Annotated in this window: 13 protein-coding genes; 5 read left to right on the top strand and 8 right to left on the bottom strand. The window is 53.8% G+C overall.

Annotation, left to right across the window (positions count from 1 at the left end; translation table 11 throughout):
- Positions 1–8: 8 nt before the first annotated feature.
- The gene (locus KJI95_RS14315) at positions 9–1169 is read right to left on the bottom strand and encodes a homogentisate 1,2-dioxygenase (RefSeq protein WP_214507869.1); all 1161 of its coding nucleotides are present in this window, start codon (positions 1167–1169) and stop codon (positions 9–11) included.
- Between the two features lie 188 nt (positions 1170–1357).
- On the opposite strand from KJI95_RS14315, the gene KJI95_RS14310 reads away from it, so the two are divergent.
- Together KJI95_RS14310 and KJI95_RS14305 are read left to right on the top strand one after the other, a co-directional pair.
- On the top strand, positions 1358–2272 hold the full coding sequence (locus tag KJI95_RS14310) for a LysR family transcriptional regulator (RefSeq protein WP_214507868.1): 915 nt from the start codon (positions 1358–1360) through the stop codon (positions 2270–2272).
- Between the two features lie 105 nt (positions 2273–2377).
- Entirely contained in the window at positions 2378–3172 is a 795-nt protein-coding gene (locus KJI95_RS14305) for a TIGR00266 family protein (protein WP_214507925.1), read from the top strand.
- Between the two features lie 169 nt (positions 3173–3341).
- Here KJI95_RS14305 and KJI95_RS14300 read toward each other — a convergent pair whose 3' ends face one another.
- The gene (locus tag KJI95_RS14300; protein WP_214507867.1) at positions 3342–3722 is read right to left on the bottom strand and encodes a hypothetical protein; all 381 of its coding nucleotides are present in this window, start codon (positions 3720–3722) and stop codon (positions 3342–3344) included.
- The gene (locus KJI95_RS14295; RefSeq protein WP_214507866.1) at positions 3719–4189 is read right to left on the bottom strand and encodes an EVE domain-containing protein; all 471 of its coding nucleotides are present in this window, start codon (positions 4187–4189) and stop codon (positions 3719–3721) included. The genes KJI95_RS14300 and KJI95_RS14295 overlap by 4 nt, the downstream gene beginning before the upstream one ends.
- A 170-nt stretch (positions 4190–4359) precedes the next feature.
- Here KJI95_RS14295 and KJI95_RS14290 point away from each other — a divergent pair, with 170 nt between their 5' ends.
- Both KJI95_RS14290 and KJI95_RS14285 read left to right on the top strand, forming a co-directional pair.
- A complete protein-coding gene (locus KJI95_RS14290) occupies positions 4360–4734 on the top strand; it encodes a DUF6508 domain-containing protein (RefSeq protein ID WP_214507865.1) in 375 nt (124 codons plus the stop codon).
- Between the two features lie 251 nt (positions 4735–4985).
- Entirely contained in the window at positions 4986–5741 is a 756-nt protein-coding gene (locus KJI95_RS14285; RefSeq protein ID WP_214507864.1) for a substrate-binding periplasmic protein, read from the top strand.
- 51 nt (positions 5742–5792) lie between these two features.
- Here the strand turns inward: KJI95_RS14285 and KJI95_RS14280 are convergent, their stop codons facing one another.
- The gene (locus tag KJI95_RS14280) at positions 5793–6200 is read right to left on the bottom strand and encodes a YccF domain-containing protein (RefSeq protein ID WP_214507863.1); all 408 of its coding nucleotides are present in this window, start codon (positions 6198–6200) and stop codon (positions 5793–5795) included.
- A 255-nt stretch (positions 6201–6455) separates the two neighbouring features.
- Between KJI95_RS14280 and KJI95_RS14275 the strand changes: the two genes are divergently transcribed.
- Complete coding sequence (locus tag KJI95_RS14275; RefSeq protein WP_214507862.1) at positions 6456–7607, top strand: pyridoxal-phosphate dependent enzyme; 1152 nt, start codon at positions 6456–6458, stop codon at positions 7605–7607.
- 168 nt (positions 7608–7775) lie between these two features.
- Here the strand turns inward: KJI95_RS14275 and KJI95_RS14270 are convergent, their stop codons facing one another.
- The 4 genes from KJI95_RS14270 to KJI95_RS14255 form a co-directional block, all read right to left on the bottom strand.
- A complete protein-coding gene (locus tag KJI95_RS14270; RefSeq protein WP_214507861.1) occupies positions 7776–7949 on the bottom strand; it encodes a hypothetical protein in 174 nt (57 codons plus the stop codon).
- 513 nt (positions 7950–8462) lie between these two features.
- On the bottom strand, positions 8463–11078 hold the full coding sequence (locus KJI95_RS14265; RefSeq protein WP_214507860.1) for a PqiB family protein: 2616 nt from the start codon (positions 11076–11078) through the stop codon (positions 8463–8465).
- Positions 11065–11694, bottom strand: a complete 630-nt coding sequence (locus KJI95_RS14260) for a paraquat-inducible protein A (RefSeq protein WP_214507859.1) — start codon at positions 11692–11694, stop codon at positions 11065–11067. The genes KJI95_RS14265 and KJI95_RS14260 overlap by 14 nt, the downstream gene beginning before the upstream one ends.
- Entirely contained in the window at positions 11687–12313 is a 627-nt protein-coding gene (locus KJI95_RS14255; protein WP_214507858.1) for a paraquat-inducible protein A, read from the bottom strand. Before KJI95_RS14255 ends, KJI95_RS14260 begins: the two co-directional genes overlap by 8 nt.
- Between the last annotated feature and the right edge of the window lie 157 nt (positions 12314–12470).

Raw genomic sequence — 12470 nt, 5'->3', positions numbered from 1 at the left:
TGTTGTGATTAGTCTTCGAGCCAGGAGCGGTTGTAATCGGGTGCCATGCAGTTTTTCACGTGTTCGGTCAGCTGCAGTGGCGCAAAGGTATCTACCATCACCGCGTATTCGTAGGTGTCCTTCTTACCGATGGACGCCTCGGTGCGGCCAGGCTGCGGGCCGTGGGCCACGCCTTTCTGGTGCAGGGTGATGTAACCGGCTTCAATGCCGGTGCGGCTCATAAAATCACCGTCGACGTAGTAGAGCACTTCGTCGCTGTCGATGTTGTTATGGTAGTACGGGGCCGGAATTGCCTGCGGGTGGAAATCGTAAGGGCGCGGCACAAAGTTACAGATAACGAAGTTTCTGGCCACAAACAGCAAATGGTCTGACGGCGGCAGGTGGATTTTGCCTACTCGCGGCGCGTATTCGGTGATGTTGAAGGCCCAGGGATAGACAAAGCCGTCCCAGCCGACCAGGTCAAAGGGGTGCCACTCGAGCTGTGTCAGCTGATACTTATCGCCAAACTTGCACACCAGCGGGAAGTTTCCACGCTCAACCACGGCGTCCTTAAGCTCAGGCACGCGGATATCGCGCTCGCAATAAGGGGCGGATTCCAGCAGCTGGCCGTATTCGTTACGAAAATGCTTTGGAATTTCCACCATGGTGAAAGATTCAATCACGAACAGACGTACATTGCTGTAATCGTTGAACTTAAGCTGATAAGTGGTGCCGCGCGGGATAACCAGATAGTCCCACTTTTTCACTTCAAGCTCGCCATATTCCGACAGCAGCACGCCGTTACCCTCGTGGACAAATACCACTTCATCGGCATAGGCGTTACGGTAAAACTCGTTGGTATCAGCAGTTACCTTGGCGGTGTAGAGCGCTACGTCTGAGTTAAAGAAAATCTTGTTGCGGGCAGAGAAGAAATTGCCTTCGCCATCGGCCAGACGGGAGTCGAGTTTGTAATTCTGTACCAGTGAATCGACCCAGGTTGCGCCGTGGGACAGTGACATCGGGGCCACTTCCAGCGCCTTGGTGGGCATATTGTGGTGGTACTTGTTGGAATAGATGTTCGAAAACCCGTGGGTTGAGAACAGCTCTTCGCGGTAAAGCTCGCCGTTTTCCTTGGCAAACGCGATATGGCGTTTGTGCGGGATTTGACCTTGTTTCACATAGAATGGCATTTGTTTTTATCCTCAATGGGGCTTTTTTGCCCGCTCACGGCCGCATGGGCGCTATATGTGATCTGGGTATCAATTTAGTTGCCGACTTGTACAAAAAAAAGAATAATTAATCGGGAATCTCCATCTAAAAATTAGATGGTAAACTTGGCGTTACGATTTAGGTCATTGATTGAGCGAGGTTGGGCCAGATGCGCATCGACGTGGATGCCTTTAAGGTATTGGAAGTGCTGGTGGAAGAGGGCAGTTTTGCCAAGGCGGCGGAGCGGCTGCACAAGGCCCAGTCGGCGGTGAGTTATCAGATTAAAAAGCTGGAGCAGCACCTTGGTGTCACGCTCTTGTCCCGCGAGCAGTACCGGGCCGAGCTGACCGCCGAAGGGCGGGTAATCTTGGCCGAGGGCCAGCGGCTGTTGTCTCATCTTGCCAATATCGAGCATCTGGCGAGCCGTTTCAGTGAGGGCTGGGAGCCCAAGCTTGAGCTGGTGATTGATGGCGCCTTGCCGATGGAGCCAATTATGACTGCGCTCAAGCGCATGGCAGAGCATCAAATTCCTACGAAAATTCAGCTCAATATGGAGTTTCTGGGCGGCGTGCAGCACAGATTTGAGCGCGACAATGCCGACTTGATGCTGGTAAAAGACTATCGCACCGGCCCCTATTATTCCGCCAAGCCGCTGCCTGCCATCACCAGTGTGCTGGTCACTGCGCCCTATCATCCGCTGGTGGGCCGAACAGCATTGACCTTGACCGAGCTTCAGCAACACGTAGAGCTGACCATCGAAGACTCATCGCCGGTGAAAACCTATCGCGATGAGCTGCAATTTGGCGGCGATAAAGTGTTTTATCTTTCCGGCTTTATCATGAAAAAGAACGCGCTGCTGAAGGGGCTTGGCTTTGGCTGGATGCCGGACTTTCTTATTCGTGATGAGCTTAAAAACGGTCAGCTGATGGAGCTGGATTTTGTTGGCGGCAGTCGCTTTACCTTTATTCCGCAGCTGGTTTCAACCCTGGAGCGCCCACTGGGCCGCGCCGGCAGGCTGTTTACCGAGCTGATTCTGGAGGAGTTTGCCAGAGCGCCGGCGGGGATGCCCGAGGGGCTTGGTTAACAGTTTGCAACGGCTGAATACACAGATGTTTACATTTCCTCGCTGACAACTGACATATTATGTCTTATGTTGAGTCGCATCAGTCAAAGGTCAGATGGGGACTACATAATGAGACGTTGTCACGAAGTGGACTATGAAATTCGCGGCGAAAGCATGCAGTTGGTGGAAGTGGAGCTTGATCCCGGTGAAACCGTGATTGCCGAGGCCGGCGCCATGACCTACATGGAAGAGGGCATTCAGTTTGAGGCCCGCATGGGCGATGGCTCAGAGCCCGAGTCCGGCTTTTTCGGAGCCCTGATGGGCGCGGGCAAGCGAGTGCTCACCGGCGAGAGCCTGTTTATGACCCACTTTACCAATCAGGGGCACGGCAAGCGCCGGGTTGCCTTTGCCGCGCCGTATCCAGGCACTCTGCTGGCGCTGGATATGGCGAGCCTTGGCGGCGAGCTTATTCTGCAAAAAGACAGCTTTTTGGCAGCAGCCCTTGGCACCAAAATCAGTATCACCTTTAACAGGCGCCTTGGCAGCGGCTTTTTTGGCGGTGAAGGCTTTATCATGCAAAAACTCGAAGGTGACGGTATGGCCTTTGTGCACGCCGGTGGCACCTTGATTAAAAAGGAGCTCAGAGGTGAGACGCTGCGGGTGGATACCGGCTGTCTGGTGGGCTTTACCCCCGGCATCGATTACGACATTCAGCGCGCAGGCTCGCTTAAATCCATGGTGTTTGGCGGTGAGGGGCTGTTTTTGGCGACCCTCAGAGGCCATGGCACAGTGTGGCTGCAAAGCCTGCCGTTTTCGCGCATGGCCGACCGAATTATTGCCCATGCGCCATCGGCGGGTGGTTCAAGCCGCGGTGAAGGCTCGGTGCTTGGCGGCCTTGGCCGCATGCTGGATGGTGATTAATAGGCTTTGATATCAGCGCTCACGCTGGCCTGATTGCGGTTTATGGGAAAAGAGGCGCGGAAGTCCAAACAGAGAGGCGCAGAAACAGACAAGCATCGAAACAGACGCAGCAACAGACGTAGAAACAGAAAAGGGAGCCGCTGGCTCCCTTCTTTTTATCATCCGATGTTTATTCGGTGATGATGTCGATGATCCGCCGGGTTTTGTCGTGCACCTTAAACAGCTGATCGTCGATGCGGATAGTGATTTCACCGCCAATACCAATCGGACCGACCTGCACGCCGCGGTCGAAAATATCCAGATCCATAATGTCGCCACGGCGATATTTTTTCTGCCAGCCCGGTGGCAGCGGCTCACCCTTGGCGACTTTCTTCTCAAGCCCCGGCGGGAGATCCTTGCCGTAACTGTCGTATCGGTCGTCTTTGTAGGACTTGTGATCCTTGCTCTCTTTATGACCCTTATGATCTTTATCGTCCTTGGCGCTGGCACCAACGCTGACACCGCCCGCCAGCACGGCGGTTAACACCAATAACATCCACTTGTTTTTCATAAAGACTCTCCTGCCATGTGATGGATGAGCTGCCAGTGTGCTTCGCTCACCGGCTGAATACTCAGCCGCGAACCTTTTTGCACCAGCAGCATGTCGGCAAGGCCGGGATGGGCTTTGATGGCGCTTAAGGTTACGGGTCGGGTAAAACGTTTGATAAAACGTATATCACGCTGTAACCAACGTGGCGAGTCCTGTGGTGATTTGGGGTCGAAATAAGGAGACTCGGGATCCCAGGCGCTGGCATCGGGGTAGATGTCGCTGACAATTTCGGCAATGCCTACCACGGCAGGCACTTTGCAACTCGAATGGTAAAACAGCACTCGGTCACCAATTTGCATCGCATCACGCATAAAATTGCGCGCCTGATAGTTTCGAATGCCGTGCCAACCCTCGGTCTGATTGGGTCTGCGGGCCAAATCGTCGATGCTGAACTCGTCGGGTTCAGATTTCATCAGCCAATAATTCATCTGATTTCCAATTACTAAACAAAGGGTCAGCTCAGTGTACGTTGCCACCGTTCACGGCCAAAGCACTTTTGGGTTATTCAGCCTGCGTTCAGTGGGCCTGACCCATGCTGACCTTGGTACGGATGATGCTTTAACTTGATGGCAGATGGTCACAGCTTTCAGGAGGATGTATGCACAGTCAATCATCAACCGATGGGTTTGGACTCTATCAACCTTATCTTGCCTGGCTTGCCGCCGGCGAGCACCAGCAGGCAAGCGGCGACACCAAGGCTTTTATCGACCAGTTACGGCGCGCAAAGCTTGAGCTTGACGATTTTGATTGGAAGGCCTGGTACGACCGCACGCACCTGGTGGATAAACCGGATTATCTGGCACAGGCGAGCCTGCTTGATTGCCGGGTGATTATCAGCGCCATGTTGCGCCTTGAGCGTTTCAGCCCCGGCGTGGTGGAAAACCTGCGCCGCCAGGGCGTACTCTGTGCCCTGATGGCGCGTTTGGATACCCTGCTGCAACCTGAGGCGTCCCATATCAAGGGCGCAGCGTAGCGGCGAAAGTCCCCGAAACCCCTGAACTCACAAAGAGCACCCAATGCGGCTGCATCAAGCAGAATGCAGCCGCGAAGGCTTGTCCCAAAGCTTGTCGCGATGTTTGTCGCGATATTTGTATCAATGTTTGTACCTATGTATGTCCGGCGGTTAAGGCTTGCCTAGCTTAATATCGGACAAGATGCTCGTCATGTTCATCCCTGCAGCTTGCTATACTGGACTTCAAGGCTTGCTATGATGGATTTTTGGCCATGAATATTACCCGGCAGCTGCCACTGCTGGCCCTGCTTATCTTAAGCCTTGGTTGTCCGGCGCCGCTAAAGGCTGAGGTGGTACGGCTGACGTCACTGCACTGGCCGCCCTATGCGGGGCACGATTTGGCAGCCCAGGGTGCCTGCGCTGCCGTCGCCAAGGCGGCCTTTGCGGCAATGGGGCATCAGCTTGAAATCGATTTTTACCCCTGGAGCCGCTCGGTTAAGCTGGCGCAGCAGCAAAGCTCGCCCTATATCGGCTATTTTCCTGAATATTACTCAGATACCGTCCATTTTGTGTTTTCTGAGCCGATGGGCATGAGCCCGCTTGGACTGGTAGAGCAGCGCCAGAACCCCATCAGTTGGAGTTCGGTGCAGGATTTACGTCAGTATCGGCTTGGGGTGGTACAGGGCTATGTCAACATTGAAGAGCTTGACCGTGCCATTGCCGATGATTTGCAGGCTGCAGAAGCGGTGACCTCTGATGAGCATAATCTTAAAAAAGTGGCGGCGGGGCGCATCGATGCAGCGGTAATAGACGTGTATGTGATGCGCTATCTGTTACGTCAGGCCAAATTCGAGCCATTGACCGACAAGCTGCAGCTTAACCGCACCTTGCTGGCCAATAAGCACCTGTATGTTGCCTTTAAAAATACACCGGAAGGGCGGCGCTGGCAGGCCATCTTCAATCAAGGCCTGCAGCGGATAGATGTGGCGGAAATTATGGCCAATCATTTGCCAGAAGCGCTGGATTAATTGGCCCGTATCACTTGGCTGGCGCTTATGTCACTCAATGGGCAAATGAACTCAGGCGCGGGCGACTACGGTGCGGCCTATGGGGGTCAGGCTCAGAAGCGCAAGCTTAAGGTGCTGAATACCAAAAGGAATACCGATAATAGTTACAAAGCAGGCAAGGGCGTGGGTCAGGTGGCCAATCGCAAGCCAAATCCCGAACAGCAAAAACCACACGATATTTCCAACCATCCCCAGGGTACCTGTGCCCAAGTCTTCAAGACCGGTCAGCTCGCGGCGTGACACATGTTCCTGACCAAAGGGCCAAAACGCAAGCTCGCCAATCACAAAGCAGGCGCGGCCAAAGGGTATGCCGATAATACTGATAAAACACAAAATGCCCGCAAGCCACCAGGCAAGGCCCATCACAAAGCCGCCCATGATAAACCAGGCGATATTGAAGATCAGACGAAGTACGCTCATCACAGCTCCTGTATGCAATACTCAATTCAGCTTGAATTAACAAAAGCAATATGTATGCCATCATTTATGTCGCGTAAATTCAAAGGTTTAGTGGTGATGGTTTGGCTGTGAATGAGCTTTTTAATCGATAAACGGCGAAAATGACCATAGATTTTGCCCGTCGCAGTGGCCGCACAGGAAGCACGAGCTGCACAAGCTGCGCTGATGCAGGTACACTTAATGCAAGCCATTCAATTCATTTTGCGTTCAGGGCCCATGACTCATCCAAGCTCCTCGACTAATCAATGCACTGCGACTCATCAAATCCAAGCTAATCATGAAAGCCCGGCAAATGATAAAAGCCGTGCCAGTCATCCAAGTTCGGTCGACCTGATTGATTTTTATGGTAAACCGCTGTGGCTTAAGCGGGACGATTTACTGCCTGAGCCCTTCAGCGGTAACAAGGGGCGTAAGTTTGCCAGTTTGCTAAGTGGCGATTTCCCCGCCGTAACCACCCTGATAAGTTATGGCTCGCCCCAATCCAACTCGCTTTATTCAATGGCAGCCCTTGCCCAAAGGCGCGGCTGGCAGCTTGAGTTTTATGTCGACCATATTGCCGGGAGTTTATTTCGCGGCGAAACCGGTAACTTTGGCGGTGCCATCGCTATGGGAGCCAAGGTGCTTGAAGTGCCCTTAAAGGGAATGTCGGCGCGCTCGTACATTGAGACTGAGCGTCTTAACAGGCCAGACCGCCAACAGCTGCTTTACATTCCCGAAGGTGGGCGCTGTAGTCTGGCCCGCGCCGGGGTTCATCAATTAGGGCGGGAAATAGTTGATTTTGCCCGCGAGCAAAGGCTGTCGTCGCTGAATGTCTTTTTGCCGTCCGGCACCGGCAGTACGGCGCTGTATTTGTCCGAATTTTTTGGTCAGGAGGCGCTTCGTTGTCAGCAAACTGTCTTTTCTGAGCCGTTATTCACAAAGCCGCCATCTGTTGATACGCCGTATCCACAGCCGTCTTTTCAGGTTGTCACTTGTCCTGTCGTGGGCGACGCGGCTTACCTGCAAGAGCAGTTTGCAGAGCTTTCGATGGATGAGTCTATTTATCCCAAGGTGGTGGGCGCACGGCATCACTATGCCAAACTTCGCCGTGAAGAGCTTGAAATATGGGCAAAAATGAAGCAGCAAGGCATTGAGTTTGAGCTACTGTACGACCCCTGCGGCCTCTTGGTGTTAAAGGCGTTGATGGATTCAGAGCCCGGCCCCTGGCTTTATGTGCATCAGGGCGGTCTTAGGGGCAATGTGTCGATGCTGCCGCGCTACCGGCGTAAATATCCGGAGTTTTTTCACCTTTCGGAGAATGAGTTTCAGGTAGCTGAAGTGCCAGGTGACGGAAGTGTCTGGTCGCGGAAGTGCCAGGTAGCTGATTAGCGACTTGCCCATAAGGTGAACCGAGGGATCCGAGACTTGGCTTGGGTGCGTTGTGTGCCTTGGCCGGAAGATACCTGTGAAATCGTATTTCCAGCCGAGGCCGCCATCCACATCGGAGCTCAACTTAAAAACTAAGTGAGAGGATAGGGGAGTTCCGGGATCAGGGGATTATTTGTTGCTGCTTAACAACCACTGCATAAACTTCAGGGCTTCGGTGCGCTTTTTAAAGGTTTGGCGCTTGCTGCCGCGCTTGTCGGTGAAGGCGATGGAGCTCTTGTTGAGCGAAATGGAATTTACCGGGAATGCCACGCTGATTTCATGGCCATCAAATTTGTATGACATGTGCCACACTCCTTAATTCTGATCGCCTTAAGGGGCGAATTAATCTAACTATAAATAATCCTTAGCAAAATTTGCAAAAGGCAGTTGTGAGGACTCATGAGACTACCCAAATACCACTGACTTTGCAACCTTTGCCTGCCTTGCCGGTGTTGCGTGCTGCCATCACATCGGCTTATCCCGAGCAATCATTCGCGCAATTATTTGCGGAATAATTCGCGCAATAAGTCGCTGCAATCTCATCTGCCAAGAGCATCGCCTGGCAACAGCGTTGGCCTTTACAGATTGGGATAAGTTCAACAGGGAGAGATGACAGCCTGATGACATACGTGAGTTTCGTACTTTTGGATTTGCGTCATCGGAATTGTATTTTTTACCATGGTGGCAAAGGCGGATTGTAAGCCGCCCAATGTCAAAGGCCGTAGGCCGCGGCCTTTGACAAAAAGAAGGGCCGCTTAAAGCGGCCCGTTTTGTTGAAGTAAAACCCATCACAGAATTGATGAGTAAAGGCTCGCCTTATTGCAAGGTCCACTCAAGCCAGGCTTTGTCCGCCTCAGGGAAGAGTTCAAACACCCGCCCGTCGCCCAAACGGTTTTGCACCGAGGTTGGTTTTTCGGTTGCCACACCAATGCCGCCGGCGAGTATGGTTTCAAGCGAGCCGGTTTGTACTTTGGCTCCCGAGAACAGGCCAAATTCCAGATTGACGCCGGAGAGGTCAAAAAAGCGGCTGCTGGCGTTAACCAGATGGCGATACTCAGGCGCGATATGGGCGTAGAGCTCCACCTTGTTACCCGACGGCGCGAGGGCAAATCCATCCACGGCGCCGATGGGGATGCCACGGAAGAATATCTGACTACCTGCCTTGATGGAGCCAAGGGTGCTGCGCTCGAGGGTGATTTTAAGCGCATCGGTTGGAAGCGCAGCGTAATGCTCCTGCTGCGCGGCTACCTCAAAGCTGCTGCTGTGGCTTGGGGATTTACCCGGCAGTACCGACAAAAACGCGCCTTCAAGCAGGGCTTCCGGTGCTTTCACGCCGCTTAAAGATATTTCGGCATCGGTCAGCACGTAGCGGCTGTCACTGCGGCTGAAGTTATCCGCGTATTCACCGTAAAGATAACCATGGGCCTGCAGCGCGCCTAAATTGGCTTGCAGGTGCACTTCGGTCACTTCACCGACCTGATGCCCCTGATAGCGGATAGCCGCGCCGGCCTTGATGCGCGCATCGGCAGGTAGTTTCAGGCTGATGGGGTGCGCCTGTGCTTTTGCCAGCTCCTCGCTGCCGTATAAATGCTTTTGTGCCTTGACCGTGCCTTCGTCCAGAAGACCAATGGCAATACCGCCGCGCACCAGACCGGGCAGGGTGGCCACATCGAGTTTAAGGCCCTTGAGCGACGCATCTACCGAGACCGCTGATTGCTTCCAGTACAGTGTCCGCGGTCCAATCAGGCTGATAAAGGTGTTGTCGATGGCAAGCTTGATGCTGAAGCTGTCATCTTTGCTTTGCCAGCGCACATCGGTCACTTCACCGATTTGCATTTTCTTGTAATACACGGGGCTGCCTGGGGTAAGGTCGGCGCCCTCGCTGCTTTGAAGAATGATATTGGTGCGCTTGGCGGCAACCTGGCTGCGGTGTTGTGCATCCTGTGAAGGGTGCAGCTGTAGCTCAGGATTGGCACCCAGGGGCGCGCCTTCGCCGGGTACCAGCGTGAGGGCACCTTTGATAAGGGTTGCTGTGTCGCCCACGGCCACCTTCAAGCCGTCGAGGGAGGCATCAACACTCAGCGCCGACTCAGGCACCACATAGCTGCCGCTTAGCAGCAGACGTTTGAATTCAGGCTGGATTTCTCCTGTGTACTCAACGCTTGCCAAATCGCTGGCAAGGCGCACCGCGGTGATTTGACCGATTGGCAGGTTGCGGTACCGGATTTCGGTGCCGGCGGCCGCGCCGGTGCTGACGTCAGAGCGGATGGTGATTTTGGCTTTATTCGCCTGCATCACGTCCGGCGCTTTGGAGCCAAGCGAGTAGGTGTCTTTCATCTGCCCCTGACCCGGGCTGATGGCAATCACATCACCGGTGACAAGGCGCGCCGCATGCTTAACACCGCTCAGGGAAATATCAGCGCCTTCTCGCCAGAACTGGGTGTCAGCGCCAAGGAGCTGGCCCTGATCGTGATTGATAAAGGCGCTTAAGCGCACGCCTTTGTCAGTCAGCTCGGTTTTGGTGATTTTGCCTACTTCAATGCCGCGATAGATGATGGCGGTGCCGGTACCAATGCCGTCGGCATTGTCAGCAAGCAGGGTGATGCTGTATCCGCCAAGGGCGTCGGTTTCACTGCTGTGGAGCATAAAGCTGGCGCCGTGGGTGGCATTTTCGCCTTTGTCGGACGTACTGAAGCTAATGCCGCCGGCAAGCAGCGCCGCGAGGCTTTCACTTTCCACTTTAATGCCCTTCAGGCTTGCATCAACACTCAGGCCTGAGACGTTCCAGAACCGGCTGTCGCGCTTTACCAAATGGGCGTATTGCTGCTGAATAAAGGCGCCAAGCACAATGCGCTTGTTGCCTTCGAGGCGGTAACTGACAAGGTTACCCACCGGAATCTGCCGGAAATACACTGCCGAGCCAACATCGAGGGAGCCAAGTTTGTCGGTGCTGAGTTCTACCAGCAAACCTTCATTACCCGGCGCCAGCGGCGGCGCTTCACGCAGGGCTTCAAATTGGGTGACACTGTCGCCATCGCCGGGCTGCACCGCAATATAGTTACCGGAAAAGAGCGCATCGAGGCCCGATACCCCGGTGATGCTTGCCTTGGGCGACACCAACCAAAACAGTGAATGCTCGCGAAGGTATGGCCCGGCGCGGTAATCCATCATCACGGTGACATTCACCCCTTTCAGATCTTCATCCATGGTGATGTCGGTGACTTTGCCCACAGTAAGACCCTGATACTTCACCAGGGTTTTACCCACGTCTATACCGGTGGCGCTCGGGAAGTGGATTTGAATTTCCACCCCAGATTCGCGAATGCTTTTAATCCCTAGCCAGGCCGCAAGGGCCATTGCTACCAGAGGCAGCAGCCACACCGGGGAGAAGAGTTTTTTCTTGACCACCTTTGGGGCTTCAATGTTTGTCATTTTTAACGTCCAGTCGATCCCAGAGTAAACGAGTATCCAGTACCTTGGCGGCCAGTTGGGTCAGCAAAATCACCAGCGCAAATGCGGTGGCAGCCGGTGCCGGTTTGGCATCCAGCAGCTGACCCATGTTCACCAGGGCAACGGTTAATGAAATCACGAACAAATCGAGCATCGACCAGCGACCGATCCATTCGATGAAATGAAATCCGGCCATCAGCTTGCGCTTGGACACCGGCAAATCAAAGCTGATGGCAATAAGGTAAGTGGCGAGTCCGATAATCTTAAGCCAGGGCACCAGAATACTGGCGGTAAATACTATGATGGCAATCGGCAGCATGTCCGAGTGCACCAGATGGGTGATGCCGCTGAAAATCGTGTCGTGGGTCACCTTGCCCTGATTCACCAGGGTGGTGATAGGGTAGATGTTGGCCGGGATAAGCAAAATGGCCGCTGTGATAAGCAGCGCCCAGCTTTTATGCAGGCTGCTGTAATCCCGTGGTTTATTTTCTGCGCCGCAGCGGCTGCAATGGCTTAGCTCAATCGGGTTGGTCTGATGGCACACGCTGCAGTGGCAAAGGCCGATGTGTTTACCTGTGGATTGGTGCCTGTCAGTCATTCAGGTAGCTCCACATATGCTCGATGCTGTATTCGCGCTGCAAAAACAGCGTAACCAAAAACAGCATGGTGAAGGAAAAGGTGCCAACGCCAAAATAAATATCCGAAAAATCAGAAAGCTGAAACGCCGACACCAAAAAGCTAATGACATAGATTTCAAGCATGGTGAGCTGACTCAGCAGCCCCTGCTGCTTTAAAAGCCGGGTATAAAGGCTACGCTGCCAGGACGTGGTAAGTCCGGATTTTACCAGCAGCAACTGGGCAAAAATCGACAGCAGCAAAATCCCCGGGCCAAGCACAGCGGCAACCAGCACCGCAATACCCACAATCCAATAGCCAAGATCCATCACCGCCATCGCGCCGTCGAACACGGTAGCGGTACGTACTGAACCGAGGAAATGCAGCTCCAGCACCGGAAACACGTTGGCTGGAATAAACAGCGCCAGCGCGGAAATGCACAGCGCCAACATACCGTTGATAGAACAGTACGGCGTATCGTAGAGGGCAGTGTGGCAGCGCGGGCACAGTGCGCGCACGTTACTTGGCAGGGCCCTGCGCCGCACCGCCAGATCGCAGGCGCGGCAGAGAGTCACCGAATTGTCGATATCATCGTCTTGCATAACGGTGAGCAGCAATTCCTTCAGGTTCAGGCTTTGGCAGAGGTATCCACCTCTTCCAAGCGTATTTGAGCGTACGAGTGTATCAGATCCTGTTAACTACTTGCATCTTTGGATAAAAGCTGTGAAACTCGCTTACTGTATAAATAAACAGTGCGAG

The sequence above is a fragment of the Shewanella jiangmenensis genome (genome assembly GCF_018596335.1).
GTDB classification, from domain to species: domain Bacteria; phylum Pseudomonadota; class Gammaproteobacteria; order Enterobacterales; family Shewanellaceae; genus Shewanella; species Shewanella jiangmenensis.
This window is presented reverse-complemented; position numbering and strand designations above follow the sequence as displayed.